The organism is Streptomyces sp. NBC_00285, from assembly GCF_036174265.1.
Lineage (GTDB): Bacteria > Actinomycetota > Actinomycetes > Streptomycetales > Streptomycetaceae > Streptomyces.
Genome location: NZ_CP108055.1, coordinates 2,477,257 through 2,500,533 on the forward strand (window position 1 = coordinate 2,477,257; position 23,277 = coordinate 2,500,533).

At 70.8% G+C, this 23,277-nt stretch carries 19 protein-coding genes; 4 read left to right on the forward strand and 15 right to left on the reverse strand.

Features of this window, described 5'->3' with window-relative positions; all coding sequences use genetic code 11:
- Nucleotides 1-4 precede the first annotated feature (4 nt).
- The 6 genes from OHT57_RS11310 to OHT57_RS11335 all read right to left on the reverse strand — a co-directional run bounded on the left by OHT57_RS11310 (nucleotide 5) and on the right by OHT57_RS11335 (nucleotide 8,109).
- Entirely contained in the window at nucleotides 5-583 is a 579-nt protein-coding gene (locus OHT57_RS11310) for a hypothetical protein (protein ID WP_328746018.1), read from the reverse strand.
- Nucleotides 568-1,695, reverse strand: coding sequence for a ParA family protein (locus OHT57_RS11315; protein ID WP_328746020.1), 1,128 nt, complete (start codon nucleotides 1,693-1,695; stop codon nucleotides 568-570). Before OHT57_RS11315 ends, OHT57_RS11310 begins: the two co-directional genes overlap by 16 nt.
- A 413-nt stretch (nucleotides 1,696-2,108) precedes the next feature.
- On the reverse strand, nucleotides 2,109-3,224 hold the full coding sequence (gene ald, locus OHT57_RS11320; protein WP_328753173.1) for an alanine dehydrogenase: 1,116 nt from the start codon (nucleotides 3,222-3,224) through the stop codon (nucleotides 2,109-2,111).
- A 144-nt stretch (nucleotides 3,225-3,368) separates the two neighbouring features.
- Nucleotides 3,369-5,432: a tetratricopeptide repeat protein gene (locus OHT57_RS11325; RefSeq protein WP_328746021.1), complete on the reverse strand. Its 2,064-nt coding sequence runs from the start codon at nucleotides 5,430-5,432 to the stop codon at nucleotides 3,369-3,371.
- A 300-nt stretch (nucleotides 5,433-5,732) separates the two neighbouring features.
- Nucleotides 5,733-6,359, reverse strand: coding sequence for an NUDIX hydrolase (locus OHT57_RS11330; RefSeq protein ID WP_328746022.1), 627 nt, complete (start codon nucleotides 6,357-6,359; stop codon nucleotides 5,733-5,735).
- An 85-nt stretch (nucleotides 6,360-6,444) separates the two neighbouring features.
- Nucleotides 6,445-8,109, reverse strand: a complete 1,665-nt coding sequence (locus OHT57_RS11335) for a CTP synthase (RefSeq protein ID WP_328746023.1) — start codon at nucleotides 8,107-8,109, stop codon at nucleotides 6,445-6,447.
- A gap of 468 nt (nucleotides 8,110-8,577) precedes the next feature.
- On the opposite strand from OHT57_RS11335, the gene OHT57_RS11340 reads away from it, so the two are divergent.
- Nucleotides 8,578-10,383, forward strand: coding sequence for a glycoside hydrolase family 15 protein (locus tag OHT57_RS11340; protein ID WP_328753174.1), 1,806 nt, complete (start codon nucleotides 8,578-8,580; stop codon nucleotides 10,381-10,383).
- A 47-nt stretch (nucleotides 10,384-10,430) separates the two neighbouring features.
- Nucleotides 10,431-12,071, forward strand: coding sequence for a PucR family transcriptional regulator (locus OHT57_RS11345; protein ID WP_328746024.1), 1,641 nt, complete (start codon nucleotides 10,431-10,433; stop codon nucleotides 12,069-12,071).
- On the opposite strand, the gene OHT57_RS11350 is transcribed toward OHT57_RS11345, so the two are convergent.
- The 5 genes from OHT57_RS11350 to OHT57_RS11370 form a co-directional block, all read right to left on the reverse strand.
- A complete protein-coding gene (locus OHT57_RS11350) occupies nucleotides 12,068-13,204 on the reverse strand; it encodes a glycosyltransferase family 4 protein (protein WP_328746025.1) in 1,137 nt (378 codons plus the stop codon). The two genes, OHT57_RS11345 and OHT57_RS11350, sit on opposite strands and share 4 nt — an antisense overlap.
- A gap of 322 nt (nucleotides 13,205-13,526) precedes the next feature.
- Entirely contained in the window at nucleotides 13,527-15,245 is a 1,719-nt protein-coding gene (gene recN, locus OHT57_RS11355) for a DNA repair protein RecN (protein WP_328753175.1), read from the reverse strand.
- A 160-nt stretch (nucleotides 15,246-15,405) separates the two neighbouring features.
- Nucleotides 15,406-16,311, reverse strand: coding sequence for an NAD kinase (locus OHT57_RS11360; protein ID WP_328746026.1), 906 nt, complete (start codon nucleotides 16,309-16,311; stop codon nucleotides 15,406-15,408).
- The gene (locus OHT57_RS11365) at nucleotides 16,308-17,123 is read right to left on the reverse strand and encodes a TlyA family RNA methyltransferase (protein WP_328746027.1); all 816 of its coding nucleotides are present in this window, start codon (nucleotides 17,121-17,123) and stop codon (nucleotides 16,308-16,310) included. The genes OHT57_RS11360 and OHT57_RS11365 overlap by 4 nt, the downstream gene beginning before the upstream one ends.
- Before the next feature lie 7 nt (nucleotides 17,124-17,130).
- Entirely contained in the window at nucleotides 17,131-17,436 is a 306-nt protein-coding gene (locus OHT57_RS11370) for a hypothetical protein (protein ID WP_328746028.1), read from the reverse strand.
- A 42-nt stretch (nucleotides 17,437-17,478) separates the two neighbouring features.
- Between OHT57_RS11370 and OHT57_RS11375 the strand changes: the two genes are divergently transcribed.
- Nucleotides 17,479-17,826 carry an SCP2 sterol-binding domain-containing protein gene (locus tag OHT57_RS11375; RefSeq protein ID WP_328746029.1) on the forward strand — a complete coding sequence of 116 codons (348 nt, stop codon included), beginning with the start codon at nucleotides 17,479-17,481 and terminating at the stop codon, nucleotides 17,824-17,826.
- Here OHT57_RS11375 and OHT57_RS11380 read toward each other — a convergent pair.
- From OHT57_RS11380 to OHT57_RS11395, 4 genes are all read right to left on the reverse strand, one after another.
- Entirely contained in the window at nucleotides 17,810-18,697 is an 888-nt protein-coding gene (locus OHT57_RS11380) for an ABC transporter ATP-binding protein (protein WP_328746030.1), read from the reverse strand. The two genes, OHT57_RS11375 and OHT57_RS11380, sit on opposite strands and share 17 nt — an antisense overlap.
- Nucleotides 18,694-19,731 carry a FecCD family ABC transporter permease gene (locus tag OHT57_RS11385; RefSeq protein WP_328746031.1) on the reverse strand — a complete coding sequence of 346 codons (1,038 nt, stop codon included), beginning with the start codon at nucleotides 19,729-19,731 and terminating at the stop codon, nucleotides 18,694-18,696. Before OHT57_RS11385 ends, OHT57_RS11380 begins: the two co-directional genes overlap by 4 nt.
- A complete protein-coding gene (locus OHT57_RS11390; RefSeq protein ID WP_328746032.1) occupies nucleotides 19,728-20,771 on the reverse strand; it encodes a FecCD family ABC transporter permease in 1,044 nt (347 codons plus the stop codon). Before OHT57_RS11390 ends, OHT57_RS11385 begins: the two co-directional genes overlap by 4 nt.
- Before the next feature lie 88 nt (nucleotides 20,772-20,859).
- Nucleotides 20,860-21,888, reverse strand: a complete 1,029-nt coding sequence (locus tag OHT57_RS11395) for an HAD hydrolase-like protein (protein ID WP_328746033.1) — start codon at nucleotides 21,886-21,888, stop codon at nucleotides 20,860-20,862.
- Nucleotides 21,889-21,960: 72 nt separating this feature from the next.
- On the opposite strand from OHT57_RS11395, the gene OHT57_RS11400 reads away from it, so the two are divergent.
- Complete coding sequence (locus OHT57_RS11400) at nucleotides 21,961-23,244, forward strand: DUF1015 domain-containing protein (RefSeq protein WP_328746034.1); 1,284 nt, start codon at nucleotides 21,961-21,963, stop codon at nucleotides 23,242-23,244.
- Nucleotides 23,245-23,277 lie beyond the last annotated feature (33 nt).

Below are 23,277 nucleotides of genomic sequence, written 5' to 3' on the forward strand. Positions count from 1 at the left end.
ACCGCTAGCGCCCACGCAACCGTCGTACGAGAATGCTCGCGTCCCCGCGGGATTCCAGATCCGCCAGCACCACGGCGACCGCCTCGCGCACGATCCGTCCGCGGTCCACCGCGAGCCCGTGCTCACCCCGGAGCACCAGACGCGCGTGCTCCAGATCCATGAGCTCCTCGGCCGACACATACACGGTGATCTTCTCGTCGTGGCGCTCCCGGCCGCTCGGCCGCCGCGAGGGCGACCGGCCGCGCTTGCCGCGCTGCTGGACACCGTTGGAGGCTTGGGCTGAACCTTCCTGCGCCTCCTGACGTCGGGCTGTGCGCTCCGCGGCAGCCGCCCGGAGACGGGACTCGCCCGCCTCCACCGAGTCGGCGTCGACCGCCACATGCTCGGCCCCGTTGCCGTCCCCGCCCTGCGCGGGCACGGACTGGGGGGCGTCGTCGGACGCCGCCCCGTCGGAGTCGCCCGCGGGAGCCGGTACCCGGGCCTCGCCGTTGGCCCCCCGCCGGGGGGTGGACGCCTGGAGCGCCATCCCCCCTGTCGTACGGAACAGTTCGTCGGCCCCCGGCAGACTCACTCGGCGGGACACCGGGCGAGCACCTCCCTGGCGAGCTGACGGTAGGCGGCGGCGCCGACGGAGTTGGAGGCGTACGTGGTGATCGGCTCACCGGCGACCGTGGTCTCCGGGAAGCGGACCGTGCGCCCGATGACCGTGTGGTAGACGTGGTCGTCGAACGCCTCGACGACACGCGCGAGCACCTCACGGCTGTGCACGGTGCGCGAGTCGTACATCGTGGCGAGGATGCCGTCGAGCTCCAGATCCGGGTTGAGCCGCTCCTGGACCTTCTCGATGGTCTCCGTCAGCAGTGCGACCCCTCGCAGGGCGAAGAACTCGCACTCCAGGGGCACTATCACCTTGTGCGCAGCCGTCAGAGCGTTGACCGTGAGCAGACCCAGTGAAGGCTGACAGTCGATCACGATGTAGTCGTAGTCGGCCATGAGCGGCTTCAGGGCACGCTGCAGCGTCGACTCGCGGGCGACCTCGGAGACCAGCTGGACCTCCGCCGCCGACAAGTCGATATTGCTCGGCAGCAGGTCCATGTTGGGAACCGCGGTCTTCAGCAGGACCTCGTCGGCCGCCATGCCCCGCTCCATGAGCAGGTTGTAGACGGTGAGGTCGAGCTCCATCGGGTTGACACCGAGCCCCACCGACAGCGCGCCCTGCGGATCGAAGTCCACGAGCAGCACGCGTCGGCCGTACTCCGCGAGCGCGGCACCCAGGTTGATGGTCGACGTCGTCTTGCCGACGCCGCCCTTCTGGTTGCACATCGCGATGATCGTCGCGGGGCCGTGACTGGTCAGCGGACCCGGGATCGGGAAGTAGGGCAGCGGGCGTCCGGTCGGACCCACGCGCTCACGGCGCTGACGGGCCGCGTCCGGCGCGAGCGTGGCCGCGTACTCCGGATCGGGCTCGTACTCGGCGTCGGGGTCGTAGAAGTGCCCCTCGGGCAGTTCGTCGTAGTCGGCGAAGTGGTTGTGGGGCGCGCCACTTCCGTCGCCGGCCATGGCGTTCACGTGATGGCCATCCATGCTCTGGTGTGCTGTCCGCACGGTGCGCGGACTCTGATGGGCTGCGAAGGTGCGCACCGCGACGGAGCCGACAGCCTCGAAGCCCGCGGGGCCCTGGGCCTCGGCGGGCATTCCTGGTTGACCACCCCCGGGAAGAAATGTCGACTCATTCACAAGTCGTCTTACCTCCTTGGAGACCAGGAAACTTCTAGACAAGGTCAGCGTGTCACCATGCCGACGGTTGGCGACTCTATGGCGTGTCGGGTGTTCACAGCAACACAATCCGCCGGACCCGGCAGGATGTGTCGGCAATGAAACATCCCGCTGTCAAGGGCGTACGGCCGTCGCACGGCAGGTTCCGCCGGTGTACGAATCGGTTCAAGGGTTACGTTCGACGCGAGTTGACCGAGAGTCGCAAAGTGACCATACACACATCCGGCCGGACCTTCTCGGGCAAGGTCCGGCCGTGCGTGCGTCGTTGACGCGCCTTGTTGACGTATCGCCTTTACGAAAAGGTGACTTAGCCATCCGGCGAGGTCAGAGGGTCAGCCGAGCAGCGTCTCGAGCTCCACGTGCTCCAGACCGTGCGCCTCGGCCACCTCCCGGTAAACGACCTTGCCGTCATGGGTGTTGAGGCCCTTGGCCAGCGCGGGATCGCGGCGCAGCGCCTCCACCCAGCCGCGGTCGGCGAGTTCGACGATGTACGGCAGCGTCGCGTTGGTGAGCGCGTGGGTGGAGGTGTTGGGAACCGCGCCGGGCATGTTGGCGACGCAGTAGAAGACCGAGTCGTGGACCTGGAAGGTCGGCTCGGCGTGGGTGGTCGGCCGGGAGTCCTCGAAGCAGCCGCCCTGGTCGATGGCGATGTCGACAAGGACACTTCCGGGCTTCATCCGCGCCACGAGCTCGTTGGTGACCAGCTTCGGGGCCTTGGCGCCGGGGATGAGGACGGCGCCGATGACGAGGTCGGCGTCGAGGACGGCCTTCTCCAGCTCGAAGGCGTTGGACATGATCGCCCGGACCTTGGTGCCGAAGACCTTGTCCGCCTCGCGGAGCTTGTTGATGTCACGGTCGAGCAGCGTGACGTGGAAGCCCATGCCGACGGCGATCTGCGTGGCGTTCCACCCGGAGACCCCGCCGCCGATGACGACGGCCCGCGCGGGCTGGGTGCCGGGGACACCACCCGGGAGGACACCGCGACCGCCGACCGAGCGCATCAGGTGGTAGGCGCCGACCTGCGGGGCGAGCCGGCCCGCGACCTCGGACATCGGGGCGAGCAGCGGGAGCGCGCGGGAGGACAGCTCGACGGTCTCGTAGGCGATCGCGGTGGTGCCGGACTCGATGAGCGCGTCGGTGCACTCCTTGGAGGCGGCCAGGTGCAGGTAGGTGAAGAGCGTCTGGTCCTTGCGGAGACGGTGGTACTCCTCGGCGACGGGCTCCTTGACCTTCAGCAGCAGGTCGGCGGTGGCCCACACCTCGTCGGCGGTCTCCAGGATCAGGGCGCCCTCGGCGACGTACTCCTCGTCCGGGATGGAGGAACCGAGGCCGGCGCCCCGCTCGATGACGACCTGGTGGCCGTGGCGCACCAGTTCGTGCACACCTGCGGGGGTGATGGCCACCCGGAACTCGTTGTTCTTGACCTCGCGGGGGATGCCGACCTTCACGTGGATCACGGTCCTTGGCTCAGTGGATGTGGGGCAATGCAACACATACCCAGGCATGCACGAGCACACCAGGAGACACCGCAGGAGAAGGTGCGGCAGAGCCAGTCTAATGAAGGCGTTCCCGCTGTCTAGCCTTTCATTGCATCAATCTTCAGCAGATGTACTACGGATTTCGCAGGCATTAGCGTCGTGTTCCGGCTCGTCGGCCTGCTCCGGCCCCGGTTCCCCCTGGGAAAGCACCTCCCCCAGCAGCAGATCCGCGGCGCCGCGGTGCAGCTGGGCGGCCGCGGAATCGCCGAGGCGCTCCAGGGTGTCCGCGAGCCTCAGCTGGAGCGCGGCCTGCAGCCGGACGTCCTCGGCGCGCCCGGCCCACTCGACGGCCTCCTGGCAGGTGCGCAACGACTCCTCGGGGTGTCCTGCGTACTCCTGGACGCGGGCGAGTTCGCTCAACGCCCGTGCGTGCGCGGCGACATCGCCGCTCTTGCGGTGTCCGGCGAGCGCGGCCCGCCAGTTCCTGACCGCCTCGCCGTAGCGGCCCGCATAGGTGTGCGCGGCGGCGATACGGCCGTACAGCCGGGCGGCCTCGGCACGCTCGTCCCGGGCCAGCCGCTGGGCGAGGGCACGGCCGAACCAGTCGGCGGCCCGGTCGTAGTCACCGAGCTCCAGATGCGCGCCGCCTACGGATTCCATCGCCCGGCCGGTCGCATACGGGTCGTTCGCTTCCCGTCCGGCGTCCAGCGCCTCCCGGTAGCGGGCCAGCGCCTCCCGGGTCCGGCCCGTCTGGGCGTCCAGGTCGGCGAGGTTCAGCAGGGCGGCGGCCTTCTCACGGGGCAGGGCGCGCCGCTCGGCCACGTCCAGGACGAGGCCGTGGATGCCGTAGAGGTCGGGGGCGGCGGCCTTCATCCCGAAGTGGGCGACCATCGTGCGCACGAGTTGCGACATCAGACGCCGGGCGAGGGTGTCCAGCTCCCCGTCGGCGACCGCGAGCCGGGCCGCGGCGAGCAGGGCGGACCTGCGCACGCGCAGCCAGTCCTCGGCGGCCCTGGGGCTCGGGAAGCGCAGGGAGCGCGGCATGTCCTGGAGCTTCTCGCGGGCGTCGGGATTGTCGGTCTCGGTGATCGCACGGGAGGACTGGAGCAGCCGTACGGTCCGTTCCAGCATGCGGGCGCGGGCCAGCTGGAGCTCGGCCGGGCGGTCCTGGGTGCCGGCGAGGGCCTTGAACAGCGGGTGCAGACAGCCGGGGACCACGTACTGCGGCAGCGGCGAGTCCACGACGTGCAGCAGGCCGAGGGCGACGAAGTCGTCGAGGGTGGAACGGGCGCCGTCCACCGAGCAGCCGGCGAGCGCGGAGGCGGTGTGCGGGTCGATGAGGCCGGCCGGCGCGAGGGAGAGCAGTCGCAGAATCCGGGCGGCGGGACTGGGCAGGGACGCGTAGACGAGCTTGAAGACCCGGCTGAGCGGGTTCCCTTCGTCACTCTCCGCATGCAACTGTTTGGCCAGATCGGCGACGGCGGCGCTGGGGCGGGCGGCGAGCCAGCCCCCGGCCAGCATCAGCGCGGCGGGATGGCCCTGGCATTCCTCGACGAGGCCCTCGGCGGTACGCGGATCGACGGTGATGCGGACCGCCCCGGTGTGCCGGGACAGCAGGTCCAGCGCGGACTTGGTGTCGAGCCCGCCGAGAGTGCAGGGGCGGACGTCCGCGATCCCGGTCAGCGGGCCTCCCGAAACGGCCACGACCAGGCACTCCGGAGTATCCGGCAGCAGAGCGTCCACCTGTTCCGCGGTCACCGCGTCGTCCAGCAGGAGCAGGGCACGCCGGTCGGCGAGGGCCTCGCGCAGCACCGCCGTGAGGTCGTCCTCCGAGGCCCCGGCGGGCGCCGACACATCGAGCGCGGCAAGCAGTTCACGGGCGGTGTGCTCGACGGGAACGGGGGTGCCGTCGGGCTCGCTGAGCCGGGCGCGCAGCACCCCGTCCCGGTAACGCTGCGCAACCTGCCGTACGAGTTCCTCGGCGAGCTCGGTGCGGCCGGAACCCGGCCTGCCCGCAATGAGCAGCACGCGTGCGCGAGGAGCCTTGCGCCCCGAGATGGTGTCCAGCCCGGCGCGCTCGATATCGGCCCGGAGTTCCTTCAACTCCCGCTCCCGGCCCAGGAAATGACCCTCGGCCGACAGCTGCACACCGCCTGCGTCCACCGCCTGATCCGTCACGGGCCACACTCCCGTCCACCGCACGCGCAAAGCCCGCCGGGACCCCGGTTCGGGCATTCAGAGCCTAGTTCACGCTCTGCAACGTTCCTGGCAGAGCGCGGCGGTATGGGACGGAGAGTCCCCTGATCGGATCAACGGATCATAGGATTGCCGGTTTGGGCGGTTCCGATGTCAGGGGACGGTTCCGATGTCAGGGGCGCGGGGCTGTGACATCGGCGGGTCCACCGCGGGCCGCGACAGACCTCAACGCGACCGGCACCCCGCAACACCGCCCCACCGAGAGGCGAACCCCGCACCGCATCAATCCTCGAACGGCCGCGCAGGCCACGGCGCCTCAGCCGGACGCAACGCGTCGAACCCACCGGAATCCCGGGCGGCCACCAGCGAGAGCACGCCCACGACCAGGCAGTTGTTGTGCAACTCCCCCGCCAGCACCCCGCGCACCAGCTCGGAGACCGGCACACGCGCGTGCTCCATGTCCGCCTCCTCGTCCTCGACCTCGAACCGCTCCTCCTCGGCCTCGGACAGCCCCCTGGCCAGGAAGATCCGGATCGCCTCGTCGCAGCCGCCCGGAGTCGTGTAGACGTCCGTCAGCACCCGCCAGTCCTCCGCCTTGACGTGTGCCTCCTCGTACAGCTCCCGCTGGGCCGCGTGCAGCGGATTCTCACCGGGCACGTCGAGCAGTCCGGCCGGGATCTCCCACAGCTTCTGCCGTACGGGGTGCCGGTACTGGCGGATGAGCAGGACCCGGTCCTCGTCGTCGAGGGCGAGGACGGCCACGGAACCCGGGTGGACCTGGTAGTCACGGCGGACCACCGACCCGTCGGGCATGACGACCTCGTCGGTGCGGACGGAGGTCTTGTTGCCCACGAAGGGGGTCTCCGTGGCCCGGATCTCCCACTCCTGCGGGGTGTCCTTGATCGTCATGCCCTGTCCTTCCCCACGTGCACAAAAGAAGCCGGGGCACTCGCCGATTGAATGCGCGCGCCCCGGCCACCGTACAACTGTCGTGCTACATCGAAGTCTTCCGCTCGACCGAGGCCTTCACCAGGCCCACGAACAGCGGATGCGGACGCGTCGGCCGCGAGCGAAGCTCCGGGTGGGCCTGCGTGGCGACCAGATAGGGGTGGACATCACGCGGGTATTCGACGTACTCGACGAGCTTGCCGTCCGGCGAGGTGCCGGAGAACAGGATGCCCGCCTTCTTCTCGAGCTCGGCCCGGTAGGCGTTGTTCACCTCGTAACGGTGACGGTGCCGCTCCTCGACGTACTCCTTGCCGTCGTACACCTCACGGACGATGGAGCCCTCGGCGAGCTTGGCCGGGTACATGCCGAGCCGCATGGTGCCGCCCATGTCGCCCTCGCCGGCGACGATGTCGAGCTGCTCGGCCATGGTGGAGATGACCGGGTGGCCGGTGGCCGAGTCGAACTCCGTGGAGTTGGCGTCCGGGATGTCGGCCAGGTTCCGCGCGGCCTCGATCACGATGCACTGCAGGCCCAGGCAGAGACCGAGCAGCGGGACCTTGTTCTCCCGGGCGTACTTGATCGCACCGACCTTGCCGAGCACACCGCGGTCGCCGAAGCCGCCCGGGATGCAGATGCCGTCGACGTCACCGAGCTGCGCCGCGGCGCCGGCCGGGGTCTTGCAGTCGTCGGAGGTGACCCACTTGATCTTGACGCGGGCCTTGTTGGCGAAGCCGCCGGCGCGCAGCGCCTCGGTGACCGACAGGTAGGCGTCGGGCAGGTCGATGTACTTGCCGACCAGGGCGAGGGTGATCTCGTGGTCGGGGTTGTGGACGCGGTCGAGCAGGTCGTCCCAGGTCGTCCAGTCCACGTCCCGGAACGGCAGGTCCAGCTTGCGGACGACATAGGCGTCCAGGCCCTCGCTGTGCACGGTCTTCGGGATGTCGTAGATCGACTTGGCGTCGGGGCAGGCGACGACCGCGGACTCGTCGACGTCGCACATCAGCGAGATCTTGCGCTTGATCGCGGTCGGCACCTCGCGGTCGGACCGCAGCACGATCGCGTCCGGCTGGATACCGATGTTGCGCAGCGCCGCAACCGAGTGCTGGGTCGGCTTCGTCTTCAGCTCACCCGACGGTCCGATGTACGGCAGGAGGGAAATGTGGACGACGAAGACGTTGTCACGGCCGACCTCGTGCCGGACCTGGCGGACCGTCTCCAGGAACGGCAGCGACTCGATGTCACCGACCGTGCCGCCGACCTCCGTGATCACGACGTCGACCTCGTCCGTCGCCATACGGCGGATGCGGTGCTTGATCTCGTTGGTGATGTGCGGGATGACCTGCACGGTGTCGCCCAGGTACTCGCCGCGCCGCTCCTTGGCGATCACGGTGTTGTACACCTGGCCGGTGGTGACGTTCGCCGAGCCGTCGAGGTCACGGTCGAGGAAGCGCTCGTAGTGGCCGATGTCCAGGTCGGTCTCGGCGCCGTCGTTGGTGACGAACACCTCACCGTGCTGGAAGGGGTTCATCGTGCCCGGGTCGACGTTGAGGTACGGGTCGAGCTTCTGCATCACGACGCGCAGGCCCCGCGCCTTGAGCAGCATGCCGAGGCTGGAGGCCGTCAGGCCCTTGCCGAGCGAGGAAGCGACACCCCCAGTGACGAAGATGTGCTTGGTCGTCGTGGCTGTGCTGTTTCGAAAAGCAGCGGTCATGGCCAAGAGGGGGCTCCCGTGGTCGCGATCTGGAGGTGCGGTTCGGGGGTCAGACGCCACCCGGGCCACGGGCTACCAGGGTATCAGCGCCGCGAGGAGATGGCTTCCGGCCACGCTCCGCACACGCGTGGACACGGACGTGCACGAGCGCCCCCGGTTCTCACCCGTTGCTCACCCGTTCGGCTCATCCGCGTTGCCCGGAGCGGCACACAGATCATCTACGTGCGTCGTATCCTGCTCGGACACTCGCTGCCGAGCGGCCGGAAAAACGGGACCACCCCACCCGTAGGCGCCGGAACAACGAGAGCTCGTCAGTTCGTTGAGCAACAGTTGTCGTTTTGCCTCACGGCGGCAGGCCTGTTTTGCTTCACCGCTCAACGACGCTTTACAACGACCCCCTTGACCGCACCAAGCGACAGCCCCCTTTTTCACTGAGGGGGTGACGTGGCCGTTCGACTGGAGTTGCACGTGGCCGGGCGCATCGAAGACTACGCACTCATCGGAGACATGCAGACCGCTGCCCTGGTCTGCCGGGACGGCACGGTGGACTGGCTGTGCCTGCCCCGCTTCGACTCGCATGCCATCTTCGCCGGCCTGCTGGGCACCGAGGAACACGGCTTCTGGCGACTCGGCCCCGCGCACGCGGCCGACGCCGAACCCCCCACCGCGGCCCGACGCGGCTACCGCGGCGACTCCCTGATCCTGGAGTCGGAGTGGGACACCCCGCGCGGCACGGTCAGGGTGACGGACTTCATGCCCCCGCGTGACGGCGCCCCGCAGCTGATCCGGATCGTGGAAGGCGTCTCGGGCCGCGTCCCGATGCGCTCGGCCCTGCGCATGCGGTTCTCCTACGGCCGCGTCGTCCCCTGGGTCCACAAGCACGAGGGCCGCACGGTCGCCGTGGCGGGCCCGGACTCGGTGTGGTTCGACACCGAGTGCGAGACCTACGGCAAGTCCCTGACGACGTACTCGGACTTCACCGTCGCCCCGGGTGACCGGATCGCGTTCACGATCTCGTGGGAGCCCTCGCACAAGCAGCCGCCCCCGCTGCCGGAGCCCGAGCAGTCGCTGGAGGCGACGCAGGACTTCTGGCGCGAGTGGGTCGAGCACTGCACGTACCACGGCCCCTACCGCGAGGCGGTGATCCGCTCGCTGATCACCCTCAAGGCGCTGACGTACGCCCCCACCGGCGGCATCGTGGCGGCCCCGACCACCTCCCTGCCCGAGGACATCGGCGGTGTCCGCAACTGGGACTACCGCTACACCTGGCTGCGGGACGCGGCCATCACCCTGTCCTCGCTGCTGCGCACCGGCTACCGCGAGGAGGCCCGTGCCTGGCGCGAGTGGCTCCTGCGGGCCGTCGCAGGCGACCCCGAGAACCTGCAGATCATGTACGGCATCGCGGGCGAGCGCGAGCTGGGCGAGGCCGAGCTGGACTGGCTGCCCGGCTACGAGAACTCCGGGCCGGTCCGGGTCGGCAACGGCGCCGCGAACCAGCTCCAGCTCGACGTGTACGGCGAGGTCACCGAGGCCCTGCACCTCGGCCACATGACCGGCCTCGCCCGCAACGACTACGCCTCCCTGCTCCAGCTCAAGCTGATCCGCTACCTGGAGCAGCACTGGGACGAGCCGGACGAGGGCATCTGGGAGGTGCGCGGCCCGCGCCGGCACTTCGTGCACTCCAAGGTGATGGCCTGGGTCGCCGTCGACCGCACCATCAAGCTCATCGAGTCCGGCGACGCGGACGGCCCCCTGGAGAAGTGGCGTGATCTGCGCGACGACATCCACCGGGACGTGTGTGAGAAGGGTTACGACAAGGAGCGCAACACCTTCACACAGTCGTACGGCTCGAAGGAGCTGGACGCCTCCCTGCTGCTGATCCCGCAGATGGGCTTCCTGCCCCCGGACGACAAGCGCGTGATCGGCACCATCGAGGCGATCCAGCGCGAACTGTCCACCGAGGACGGCTTCATCCTGCGCTACCCGACAACCTCGGGCGTCGGCGAGAACCTCGACGGTCTGCCGGGCGACGAGGGCGCGTTCCTGGCCTGCTCGTTCTGGATGGCGGACGACCTGGCGATGATCGGCCGGGTCGACGAGGCCCGCAAGCTCTTCGAGAAGCTCCTCGCCCTCCGCAACGACCTGGGTCTCCTCGCCGAGGAGTGGGACCCCCGGCTCAAGCGCCAGGTGGGCAACTTCCCCCAGGCCTTCAGCCACGTCCCCCTCATCGACACGGCGCTGCGGCTGACGGCGTCGGGGGCGTACGGCGGTTGACCTGCTGATCCGTGGGGGTCGGGCACGCCTCGGGTAGCGTCCGGCTCATGGACAGCGCTACGAGCAGCGGATTCGACACCCAGGGCGCCGGGATCACCGTGCAGCGGGCGCTGGAGCTGCCCGGTCTGCGCAGCGGGCTCCCGGAGATCCTCGCGGGCGCGGACCGGCTGGACCGGACCGTGCGCTGGGTGCACGCGGGCGAGGTGCCCAACATCGCTTCGCTGTTGAAGGGCGGCGAGCTGCTGCTGACCACCGGCTACGGTCTCGGCACCCGTCCCGCCGAACAGCGCGCGTTCGTCCGCACGCTGGCCGAGCGCGGTATCGCGGCCCTGGTCGTCGAGCTCGGCCCGCGTTTCACCCGACTGCCCGCGTCCCTCGTCGACACGGCCCGCGCGACCGGCCTGCCGCTGGTCCAACTGCACCGCGAGGTGCCGTTCGTGGCGGTCACCGAGGAGATCCACACCGAGATCGTCAACGGCCACTACGCGCTGCTCCAGCGCGCGGAGGAGGTGCACCGGCGCTGCACCGAGGCTCTGCTGGGCGGCGGCGGTGTCCCGCAGGTGCTCGGCATCCTGGCCGACTTCAGCGGCAATCCGGTCTTCCTGGAGACGCCGGACGGACGGCTCCTGTACGCCGCCGGGGCGGGTCCCGAGGGTGCCGACCCGCTCCAGGTGTGGGAGGGGCTGCGCAGCCAGCACAGGGACTCGCCGCCGTCCGGCTCGGCTCTCGTGGACGTGCCCGGGGGCGGGCCCGGCGCGGGTTCGGTACGGGCGCGGCTGGTGCTGCTTCCGGTACGGGCTCCGCTCGGGCCGGTGCACCGCATGGCGGCCGAGCGCGCCGCGGGCATCCTGGCCGTCGTCCTGATGCAGGCCCGCCAGGAGGAGGAGCTGGCGGCACGCGGCCGCGGCGATTTCCTCACCGACCTCGCCGAAGGCAGGATCACCGCCACGGACGCGCCCGCACAGGCGCGCGTGCTGGGCTTCAGGCCGGGCACGGGTCCGCTGCTGCCGGTGGTGATGCGGCTCGGCGACGCCCTCTCCCCGGGCGGTGGCTGGGCGGTCCTGGCCCGGGCGGTCTCCGAGGAACTGGCCGCGGTCGGTGTGCCGGTCCTGCTCGGGGTACGGCCGGTCGAGGGCCGTGTGCTCGTGCTGCTCGGCCTGCGCTCGGAGTCGGAGCGGTCGGCGGTCGCGGACCGGGTCGCTGCGGCGCTGCGGGCGGGTGTGGAGCGAGCCGGGATGCAACGGCCCGGCGCCCAGCCGCCCGTGGTCGTGGTCGGCGTGGCCGGCAGTTGGGCGGCGGCCTCGGCGGGCCTGCGGCACGCGGCGGAGACGGCGACGGCCGCGCAGGGCCTGTCCGACCGCCCCTGGTACGACGCCCGCCGCCTCGACATCGATCTGCTGCTGTGGCGGCTGCGTGACCACCCGGACCTCGCGGCCTTCGTGGACCGCGCGATCGGCCCGCTGCGCGCCCACGACAGCCGCTCCAAGCCGCCGTTGCTGCCCACCCTGGAGACCTATCTGGCACACGCGGGCCGCAAGGCGGAGACGGCCCGCGAACTCCACCTCAACCGGCAGACCCTCTACAACCGCCTCGCCCGCATCGGCGAGTTGCTCGGCACGGACCTCGACGACCCGCAGACGGTACTGGCGTTGAGCCTGGCACTGCGGGCGCGCAGGCACGCGCCCTAGAGCAGCGGCCGGGGCTGGGTCAACTCGTCGTAGACGCTGAGCACTTGAGCGACGGTCTCGTCCTCGGTGGGCCAGGTCGCCGCCTGCCGCACACCCCGCTCCCTCAGCAGGTCCTGCCGCTCGGGATTCCCGAGCAGCCGTACGACGGCTTCGGCGAGCGCGTCCGGGTCGCCGTACGGGATGAGTTCGGCCGCGTCGCCGACGAGTTCGGGGATGCCGCCGACCGCAGTCGCGACGAGCGGCACGCGCGCGTGGAAGGCCTCCTGGGCGAGCACCGAGCGGGCCTCCCAGCGGCTCGGCAGGAGCGCGAGGTCGGCCGCCGCGAGCAGTTCGGCGATGTCGTCGCGTCGGCCGATGAGCCGAACCGGCAGCTCTTCCTCCTCGATTCGGCTCTGCAGGACGGCCCGCAGCGGCCCCTCCCCCGCGACGACGACCAGCGGCACGGGGTCCAGGAGACGCCACGCGCGGGCGGCGTCCAGCAGGGTCTCGTAGCCCCGGTTCCGCTCCAGGGCGCCGACCGCCATCAGCAAAGGCCTGCCGGTGGCCCCCAGTTCGGCCCGTACCTTCGGCCGCAGCCGATCGGGATCCTCCTGCTCGACGGCCTCGCGCGGTCCGGGCAGGGCCACCGCGGCGAGCCGCGCGTCCCGCGCACCCGTCCTGCGCGCCCGGTCCACGAGGACCGAGGTGGAACCGAGGACCACGGAGGCGGCCTTGACGACCCGGCGTTCGAGGAGGCGTACGAAATGAGCCCGCGCGCCTTCGGCGTACGCCCGGTCGTGCCAGGTGACGATGAGCGGAGTCCGCCGCCCGCTGAGCGCCAGCACCGCGCGGAACGAGGCGTGCAGCCCGTGCGCGTGCACCAGGTCCGCATCCGCGCACGCCGCCCGCAGCACCGCCACGGAGGTCGGATCGCTGCTGCGCGGCACGTGCACGTGTTCGGCACCGGCCCCGGAAAAGTCGTAGGTGCGATCCGCCTCGGCGGGGGCGCACACCGTGACCCGCACGCCCCGCTCGACTAGCCCCGAGGTCAGGGAGCGCACATGCGCGCTGGCGCCGGCATTGCCGCCGCCCAGCACCTGCACGGTGCGCAGCGGCGACTGGCCGTGCGGTGAGTGGCTGCTCACGGGGGTCACGTGGCCGGGGCTCCTGGTTCGGGTCGGACGGTCACGAGGAAACGTACAGAAGGGATCGAGCGGAAGGGTGTACCGCGCGCTTCCTACGCGTGACGGGTTCTCCCCCAAGGATGCCAGGACGTACGGGTGTTCCGCGCATACGGAGAGCGGCCGCAAGGGTGTGCGCGGCGAGTCGCGCTCACTCACAAGAGTGAGCGCACGGCGTCCGAGCCCGCTTCAGGCACGCACGCCACTCTGCGCCCACCCCCTCAGGGGCGCGGGGAACTGCGCGGCCGGCCCCCACCGGCCCGCAGCCGATACGACCGAGCGCACCCATCCGACCTCACGCGTCCGCCCGAGCCGTGGCGAGCAACTCCTCCGCATGCGCACGGGCCGTCTCGGAGTCCTCCTGCCCGGCGAGCATCCGGGACAGTTCCCGAACCCGGTCCTCGCCCTCCAGCACCTTCACACCGGAGCGGGTGACGATCCCGTCGTTGGTCTTCTCGACCAGCAACTGCCGGTCGGCGAAGGCGGCGACCTGAGGCAGGTGCGTCACGACGACGACCTGCGCGGTCTTCGCGAGCCGCGCGAGGCGCCGCCCGATCTCCACCGCCGCCTTGCCGCCGACACCCGCGTCGACCTCGTCGAAGAGGTACGTCGGCACGGGGTCCGTCCCCGCGAACACGACCTCGACGGCCAGCATCACGCGCGACAGCTCACCACCGGACGCGCCCTTGGCGATGGGCCGCGGCGGCGCCCCCGGATGCGGGGCGAGCAGCAGCTCGACCTCGTCGACACCGGACGTCCCGTAGGCGACGGTGCGCCCGCCGACCTCCACGCCCTCCGGGTCCTCGGTCTGACGGATGTCGAAGGACACGCGCGCGTGGGGCATCGCCAGTGAGGCCAGCTCTGCCGTCACCGCCGCCGCAAACCTCTCCGCGGCATCCGTTCGCGCATCCGACAACGCCTGCGCCAGCCCGCCCAGTTCGGCCCGGAGCGCGTCCCGCTCGGCGGTCAGCTCATCGATCCGCTCATCGTCGCCGTCGAGTGCGGTGAGCCGCGCGGCGCTCTGCTCGGCCCAGGTGAGCACGGCGGCGACGTTCTCGCCGTACTTCCGCGTCAGCGCGGTGAGAGCGGCCCGGCGCTCCTCCACGGCCGACAGCCGCAGCGGATCGGCGTCCAGGTCGTCGGCGTATCCCGCCAACTCGCCGGCCACGTCGCCCAGCAGGATGCCGATCTCCCCGATCCGGTCGGCGAGTGCGGCAAGGGCGGGGTCGTGCGACCGTACGGCCTCCAGAGCCCGCTGAGCGCCCGCCACGAGCGTCGTGGCATCGATGCCCTCAGGGTCCTCGGGATTCCCGGCGAGGGCGCCGTGAGCGGCCGTGGCGGCCGATGCCAGTGCCTCGGCGTGTCCGAGCCGCTCGGCTTCCTCGGCCAGCTCGACGTCCTCCCCGGTCCGAGGCTCCACACCGGCGATCTCGTCGAGCCCGTACCGCAGCATGTCGGCTTCCTGGGCCCGCTCACGCGCGCGGGTGACGATCTCGTCCAGTTCGACGGAGACGGCCCGCAGGCGCCGGTAGGCCTCGGTGTACTTGGCCAGCGGCACGGTGACCGCGTCGCCCGCGTACCGGTCGAGCGCCTGCCGCTGCCGGCTCAACTTGAGCAGCCCCTGCTGATCGGTCTGCCCGTGCACGGCGACCAGCTCGTCGGCGAGCTCGGCGAGCACCCCGACCGGCACGGACCGGCCGCCCAGGTGGGCCCGGGACCGCCCTTCGGCGGAAACGGTACGGCTGATGAGCAGCGCCCCGTCGTCGATCTCCGCCCCGGCCTCCTCGGCCCGTACGACCACGGAGTCACCGGCGGACACACTGATCCGCCCCTCCACGACCGCTTTCTCGGCCCCGATCCGCACGAGCGCCGCGTCAGCCCGTCCACCGAGCAACAGCCCCAGGCTCGTGACCACCATGGTCTTGCCCGCACCCGTTTCACCGGTGACGGCGGTGAACCCGGGTGACAACTCGACGACAGCGTCGTCGATGACTCCGAGCGACCGTATCCGCATCTCTTCCAGCACGGTGACGACCTTACGAGGTCGGGGCAACGAGATGCGAGGCCCCCTGTCACTCGGGCGAGTGGAGGTTTTTTGGGGGCGCGGGGAACTGCGCGAGCAACCACGAATCACGGGCACCCGCGCACGCTCCGCAACCAGCCCCCACAACTGGCTAGTGAGGCGCCCCCCGCCACCCGGAAACCGGCAGCGCGAACTTCGCCACCAGCCGATCCGTGAACGAAGCGTGGTGCAGCCGAGCCAGCCGCACGGGCACAGCCCCCCGCCGGACCTCCACCCGGGCCCCCGGCGGCAACTCGAAGGTCCGCCGCCCGTCACACCACAGAACACCCGGCGGAATATGGGGCAGCAACTCCACGGCCAGCACGGAGTTCGGCGAGGTCACCAACGGTTTGGCGAACAGCGCGTGCGCGGAGATCGGGACCATCAACAGCGCCTCCACCTCGGGCCACACCACGGGCCCGCCTGCGGAGAACGCGTAGGCCGTGGACCCGGTGGGCGTGGACAGCACGATCCCGTCGCACCCGAACCCGGTCACCGGGCGTCCGTCGATCTCCAGCACGACCTCGAGCAGCTTCTCCGCACCGGCCTTCTGCACGGCCGCCTCGTTCAGCGCCCAGTCGGTGTGGACGATGTCCCCGTTCCGGTGAACGACGACGTCGACCGTCATGCGCTCCTCGACCTCGTACGACTTGGTCACCACCCGGTCGACGACCTTGTCGAGGTCGTCCCGCTCGGCCTCCGCGAGGAAGCCGACACTGCCCAGGTTGACGCCCAGCATCGGCACCCCGGAGGCCCGGGCGAACTCGGCGCCGCGCAGCAGCGTCCCGTCACCGCCGAGCACGATGAGCAGCTCGCACCCTTCGAGGCACTGCGCGGTCGCCTCCTTGACGAGTTCCACCTCGGGCGGCAGCGGCAGGTCGGCGGCCTCGTACTCCAGGACGCGCACGCCGATCCCCGACTGCATCAGCCCCTTCACGACCAGTTCGGCACTGCGGATGGCCGCGGGCCGCCCGGTGTGGGCGAGCAGGAAAACAGTTCGAGCTCGGTTCTGGTTCAACGCGGCCCCTCCGCAACTGCACGGTCGACATCGGCCGGGTCCAAGGCGGGCGCCCCGGCACGCAGCCACAGAAAGTATTCGACATTGCCCGAGGGCCCGGGCAACGGACTGGCCGTCACACCGTTCACCCCGAGCCCGAGCCCGGCCGCCTTCCCGGCGACCCCGCGCACGGCCTCGGCCCGCAGCTGCGTGCTGCGGACCACTCCCCCACTGCCCAGCCGTTCCTTCCCCACCTCGAACTGCGGCTTGACCATCATCACCAGGTCGGCGTCCGGCTTCACGCACCGCACCAGGGCGGGCAGTACCAGTCCGAGCGGGATGAAGGACAGGTCCCCCACGACAAGATCCACTGGTTCCCCATCGATCGCTTCGAGCGTCAACTCGCGTACGTTCGTACGGTCCTTGACGGTGACGCGTTCATCGCTTTGGAGAGACCACGCGAGTTGGCCGTAGCCGACGTCGACGGCGACCACGTGTGTGGCGCCGGCCCGCAGCAGCACGTCGGTGAAACCGCCGGTGGACGCGCCGGCGTCCAGCGCCCGCCGTCCTTCGACGACCAGCCCGCGCGGCACGAACGCCTGAAGGGCACCCGCAAGCTTGTGCCCACCCCGGGACACGTAGTCGGGATCACTGTCGTCGCTCTGGACCAGGATCGCGGCCGCGGTCTCCACCTGGGTGGCGGACTTGGTCGCGACGGTCTTGCCGACGGTGACCCGCCCGGCCGCGATCAGCTGACCGGCGTGCTCGCGCGAGCGCGCGAGCTTCCGCCGGACCAGCTCCGCGTCCAGACGACGTCGTGCGACTCCTGCCACGTTCGGTTCAGCTCCTAGTGCCATACGAGGGTGAAGGCGCCCTCTGGTCATACGACGGCGAGGGCGCCGGAGGTTCCGGGCGCGCGTCGAGCGCGGTGAGCGCGTCGCGCAGCCCCCGGTGTACATCCTCGTACACCTCGACGTGCCCGTCCGTCGCGAGGTGGTCGGCGTCGCCCAACCGCTCCAGCCGGGCGTCGACCTCGGCGTTGCCGGTCGGGGTGCGGGCCACGTTCAAAGGGGCGGGGGCAGCGGGGTCGTACTCCGGCTCCACCGCCTCCTGGAGATTCTCCGTCTCCGGAACTGCGTCGCTCATGCCCAGACGCTACCTCGAACCCCTGGGGTACCGTCGATCGCGATGGCCACGATCGAGGAGTGCCGCGCCGCACTCGAGAAGCTCTCCGACACCATGCGGAACGCCGAGGGGGACGCCGCCTCGGCGGCGTCGATGGACCGCTCGGTGAGCTGCCGCATCACGGATCTCGACGTGACCTTCGTCGGCCGGATGACGGGCGGCCGAATCGTGGTGCGGGACACCCTCCAGGGCCCGCCGAAGGAGAAGGCGCAGATCAGGCTGACCATGTCCGGTGACGACCTGGTGGCCCTGGTGAACGGCGAACTGAACTTCGCCAAGGCCTGGGGCTCGGGTCGGGTGAAGCTGGAGGCCGGTCTGAGGGATCTGTTCCAGCTCAGGAAGCTTCTGTAGCACCCACGGTCTCGCTGACGGCCTCCACGCGCATGCGTGCCTTGCGGGCCGCCGGCACCACCAGCGGTGTCCCCGTCTCAGGGTCGTCGATGACCTGACAGCGCAGCCCGAAGACCTCCTCGACCAGGTCGGCCGTGACGATGGCGTTGGGGGCACCCTCGGCGATGATCCTGCCGTTCTTGAGCGCGATCAGATGCGTGGCGTACCGGGCCGCGTGGTTGAGGTCGTGCAGGACGGCGACCAGCGTCCGCCCCTGCTCCTCGTGCAGCTCGGCACAGAGATCGAGAACGTCGATCTGGTGCTGGATGTCGAGGTAGGTCGTCGGCTCGTCGAGCAGCAGCAGCGGGGTCTGCTGGGCGAGCGCCATCGCGATCCACACCCGCTGCCGCTGACCGCCGGACAGCTCGTCGACGTACCGCTCGGCGAGCTCGGCGACGCCGGTCTGCCGCATCGACTCCTGGACGACCCGCTCGTCCTCGGTGGACCACTGGCGCAGGATGCCCTGGTGGGGGTATCGACCGCGGCCGACCAGGTCGGCGACGGTGATCCCGTCGGGCGCGATCGACGACTGCGGGAGCAGGCCCAGGGCGCGGGCGACCTTCTTCGCCGGCATCGACTGGATGGCCTGCCCGTCGAGCAGCACCTTGCCCCGGCTGGGCTTGAGCATCCGCGAGAGTGCCCGCAACAACGTGGACTTGCCGCACGCGTTGGGGCCGACGATCACCGTGAAGGAGTGGTCGGGTATCTCCACCGACAGCTGCTCGGCGATGACGCGCTGGTCGTAGGCGAGGGTGACGTTGTCGGCGGACAGGCGGTTCACGGTGCTCCTTGTGTTGTTCGGTCCGCTGCCGTGGATGATCCCGGCACTCATATCCGGCCCGCCTTGCGCTCGGTGACCAGGAGCCACAGCAGGTAGACGCCGCCGAGGACTCCGGTGACCACGCCTACGGGCAGCTGGTCGGCCCCGAAGACCTTCTGCGAGACCCAGTCGGCGGTGACCAGGAGGGTGGCGCCCATACACAGCGACGGAAGCAGGTTGGGGCCGGGCGAGCGGGTCAGGCGGCGGGCCAGCTGCGGTGCGGTGAGCGCGACGAAGCTGACCGGCCCCGCGGCCGCGGTGGCGGCGGCGGTGAGCAGGACGGCCGCGACCAGCAACAGCAGCCGTACGCGCTCGACACGCACGCCGAGGGCGTTCGAGACGTCATCGCCCATCTCCATCATCCTCAGGCCGCGCGCGTTGACGAGGACCAGCGGGACGAGGACGGCGCACAGCCATAGCAGCGGCCAGACCTGCGCCCAGTCACGGCCGCTGAGCGAACCGGTCATCCAGACGACGGCCTGGGCCGCCTCGGTGAGCGTGGACCTGGTGAGCAGATAGCCGTTGACCGCGGTGACGATCGCGGAGACACCGATACCGACCAGGACCAGCCGATACCCGTGCACCCCCTGTTTCCAGGCGAGCAGATAGATCGCGAACCCTGTGACGAGGCCGCCCACGAGCGCGCCCGCGGTGATCTGAGCGGCGCTCCCGGAGAACAGCACGATCATCGTGAGCGCCCCGGCCGTCGCCCCCTGGGAGAGCCCGAGCACATCCGGACTGCCCAGCGGATTGCGGGAGATGGCCTGGAACAGCGCACCGCCGAGCCCGAGCGAGGCTCCGACCAGAAGCCCGACGAGGACCCGGGGCAGCCGTAGCTCGTTGACGATGAACTCCTGACCGGCGTTGCCGTTCCCGAGCAGGGTCCTGAGGACGTCCTCGGCGGGGATCGGGAAGTCGCCGGTGCCGATCAGCACGACGCTCGCGGTGAGCGCGGCGAGCAGGATCAGGCCGACGACGACAGCGGCCCGGACGTCCACCCGGACCGAGAGTCCGCCGGGGGTCCTGAGGGCACGGTTGGTCTTCACAGCTGCGCCGTCCTCCGCCGTCGTACGAGAAAGATGAAGACCGGCCCGCCGATGAGCGCGGTGACGATGCCGACCTGGAGTTCCGCGGGCCGGGCGACGATCCGCCCGAGGACGTCGGAGCCCAGCAGCAGCGCGGGCGACAGGACGGTCGCGTACGGCAGGATCCAGCGCAGGTCGGGTCCGGTGAAGGAGCGCACGATGTGCGGCACCATCAGGCCGACGAACACGATCGGTCCGCAGGCGGCGGTGGCGGCACCGCACAGCACGGTGGCGGAGAGCATGGCCAGCGCCCGGGTGCGGTTGAGGTTGGCGCCGAGGGCCTTGGCGGTGTCGTCGCCCATCTCCATCGCGTTGAGCGGCCGGGCGAGCGCGAGGGCCAGAAGCGAGCCGGCCACGAGGAACGGCAGCACCTGGAGGATGGTCGAGTTGCTCGCCGAGGACAGCGAACCGACCGTCCAGAAACGCATCTTGTTGAGGGCCTGGTCGTCGGTGATCATCACGGCCTGGAGGTAGCCGTACAGAGCCGCGCTGATCGCCGTGCCGGCCAGCGCGAGCCGTACCGGGGTGGCGCCCCGGCTGCCGCCGAGGAACCAGACCAGTGCGCCGACCGCTGCCGCGCCGAGAAAGGCGAACCACACATAGCCGTTGAGTGAGGTGACGCCGAAGAAGGTGATCGCGGTGACAACCGCGGCGGACGCGCCCGCGTTGATGCCGAGCAGCCCGGGGTCGGCCAGCGGATTGCGGGTGAGCGCCTGGAGCACCGCCCCGGACAGGCCGAGCGCGGCGCCGGCGAGCAGTCCCAGCACGGTCCGCGACAGCCGGTCCGCCACGACAACGTCGCCGTAGGTCCCCGTGTCCTCGAACAGGCCGTGCCAGACCTGCGCGACGGACAGCCCTTTCGCCCCGATCGCGATGCTCGCCACCGCGACGAGCAACAGGATCACGACGGAGACGAGGAGCCCAAGGACTCGTATCGCCCGGCGGGTTGGGGGCGCGGGGGCGGTCTCCGCGCGCTGTTCGGGAGGACTGTCGACCAACACCAGGTTAGGTTAGCCTACCCTGCCAATCGGTCACGATCCCGAGGCCGGCCGCACCCGGATCACAGGAACGCCTGCCCGCCCCCACGGCTCACAACCCCAGCTTGGCCAGCGCCTTGCCCCCGTCCAGCTCGCAGGCCGCTTCTCCCCCCGCTGTCCAGGCCGCCGCGCACAACGCACGCAGTCCGTCCAGCGCCTCGCCGTCACCGTCGAGTTCCAGCCGCTCCGTCCCGGCCGTCGCCGTCCAGCCACCGCACCGGAAGCCGTCACCCGCCTCGGTGACCTCGGGCTGCCCGGTGAGCAGCCCCCGCAGATCGGCGTCCACATAGGTCGGCCGGTGCTGGGGCGGCGCAGCCAGCAACTGGGCGCCGTCGGTGACGCCGGTGAGCACGAGCAACGAATCGACCTCTCCGTTGAACGCGCCCTCGATGTCGGTGTCCAGCCGGTCTCCGACCACGAGCGGCTTCTTCGCACCGGTACGCAGGATCGTCTCCCGGTGCATGGGCGGCAACGGCTTGCCCGCGACCTGCGGCTCGGCACCGGTCGCGATCCGCACGACCTCCACCGCGGCGCCGTTGCCCGGCGCGATGCCACGTCCGCTCGGAATCGTGAGGTCGGTGTTGGACGCGAACCAGGGCACCCCGCGCGCGACGGCGTAGCTGGCCTCCGCGAAGCGTCCCCACGGCAGGTCCGGCCCGCCGAAGCCTTGCACGACCGCCGCCGGATCGTCGTCCGCCGACTCGACGGGCTCAAGCCCCCGCTCGCGCAAGGCCACCCGCAGCCCCTCGCCACCGATGACGAGTACCCGCGCCCCGGCCGGCACCTGCTCACTGATCAGCCGCGCGACCGCCTGGGCGGACGTGATGACGTCGTCTGCCCCCGTCGGTATCCCCAGCTCGGTGAGGTGCTCGGCCACGGCATCGGGCGTACGCAGCGCGTTGTTGGTGACGTAGGCGAGGTGCATACCCCCCTCACGCGCGGTGGCGAGCGACTCGACCGCGTGCGCGATCGCGTTCCCACCCGCGTACACCACCCCGTCGAGGTCGAGCAGCGCCGTGTCGTACGCCTCGTTCAGAGCCTGCCCACTGCCCTCGGGCCTCGTCCTCACGCCCTGGCTCATTCCGCATCGCTCCTAGTTCGACGGCTTTCCCCCGATCATCCCCCATGCCACTGACACCCGTACGATGCCGGGATGAACACAGCAGGTCACCCGGAAGCAACAGCGCGCCGAGGCCTGGAACTCACCCCGTTCCGAGGCCTGCGCTACGACCCCGACCGGGTCGGCAGCCTGGCCGCCGTGACATCCCCGCCGTACGACGTCGTGGTCCGCCCCGACGGCCTGCACCAACTCCAGTCCAACGACCCGTACAACATCGTCCGGCTGATCCTCCCGCAGGCCACCACCCCGGCCGAACGCAACGAACAGGCGGCCCGCACGCTGCGCGGCTGGCTGTCCGAGGGGATCCTGGCCGCCGACCCCGAACCGGGCCTGTACGTCTACGAACAGCACGACGGCGCCGGCCTGCTGCAGCGCGGAATCATCGGCACCCTGCGCCTGTCGGACCCGTCGGAGGGTGTCGTCCTGCCCCACGAGGACGTCATGCCGCACGTCGTCGCCGACCGCGCTGCCCTCATGCGCGCCACCTCGGCGAACCTGGAGCCCCTGCTCCTCACCTACCGCGGCAACGGCTCCACCGCCGACTTCGTGGAACGCACCGCCGAGCGGACACCGCTGCTCTCCACCACCACGGAGGACGGCTACAGCCATCGCCTGTGGTCGGTCACCGACCCGGCCGACCTGGCCCGCATCCAGACCGACCTGGCCCACCACCAGGCCCTCATCGCCGACGGCCACCACCGCTGGGCGACCTACCGTCGGCTACGCGCGGAGCACCCCTCGCCGAGCCCGTGGGACCACGGCCTGGTCCTCCTCGTCGACACAGCGCGCTACCCCCTCCGCGTCCGAGCCATCCACCGCCTTCTGCACGGTGTCCCGGTGGCCACGTCCCTCGCCCTTCTCGACGGCCTCTTCCGGGTACGACACCTCGATGTTCCCCTGGCGGAAGCACTGGAGACCCTCGCCGACGCGGCCTGCGCGGGCAACGCCTTTCTGCTCGCAGGCGACGGCGCCTTCCACCTCGTCGACCGCCCCGACCCGGATCTCCTGTCCCGCACGATCCCCGGGGACCGCCCCACCGCCTGGCGCACCCTGGACGCCACGGTCCTGCACGCCACCCTCCTCGCCCACATCTGGCACATCCCCGAGGACGACCCCGCCCGCATCGCCTACATCCACGACACCGCCGCCACGGTCAAGAAGGCGGAACGCGACGGCGGCACCGCGGTCCTGATGCACCCGGTCCGCGAGGAGGTCGTCCGCGACCTCGCCCGCCAGGGCGTCACGATGCCCCGCAAGTCGACGTCGTTCGGCCCGAAGCCGGCGTCGGGACTGGTCCTTCGCGCCCTGGACGTATGACGCAAGAAGGGGCGGGATCCCGGGATCCCGCCC

What these genes read in the sequence shown, in the direction of transcription:
- OHT57_RS11315 (WP_328746020.1), bottom strand. Translation starts at nt 1,695, where the DNA reads ATGCCCGCCGAGGCCCAGGGCCCCGCGGGCTTCGAGGCTGTCGGCTCC.
- OHT57_RS11330 (WP_328746022.1), bottom strand. Translation starts at nt 6,359, where the DNA reads ATGACGATCAAGGACACCCCGCAGGAGTGGGAGATCCGGGCCACGGAG.
- OHT57_RS11335 (WP_328746023.1), bottom strand. Translation starts at nt 8,109, where the DNA reads ATGACCGCTGCTTTTCGAAACAGCACAGCCACGACGACCAAGCACATC.
- OHT57_RS11345 (WP_328746024.1), top strand. Translation starts at nt 10,431, where the DNA reads ATGGACAGCGCTACGAGCAGCGGATTCGACACCCAGGGCGCCGGGATC.
- recN (WP_328753175.1), bottom strand. Translation starts at nt 15,245, where the DNA reads ATGCGGATACGGTCGCTCGGAGTCATCGACGACGCTGTCGTCGAGTTG.
- OHT57_RS11370 (WP_328746028.1), bottom strand. Translation starts at nt 17,436, where the DNA reads ATGAGCGACGCAGTTCCGGAGACGGAGAATCTCCAGGAGGCGGTGGAG.
- OHT57_RS11375 (WP_328746029.1), top strand. Translation starts at nt 17,479, where the DNA reads ATGGCCACGATCGAGGAGTGCCGCGCCGCACTCGAGAAGCTCTCCGAC.
- OHT57_RS11380 (WP_328746030.1), bottom strand. Translation starts at nt 18,697, where the DNA reads ATGAGTGCCGGGATCATCCACGGCAGCGGACCGAACAACACAAGGAGC.
- OHT57_RS11395 (WP_328746033.1), bottom strand. Translation starts at nt 21,888, where the DNA reads ATGAGCCAGGGCGTGAGGACGAGGCCCGAGGGCAGTGGGCAGGCTCTG.
- OHT57_RS11400 (WP_328746034.1), top strand. Translation starts at nt 21,961, where the DNA reads ATGAACACAGCAGGTCACCCGGAAGCAACAGCGCGCCGAGGCCTGGAA.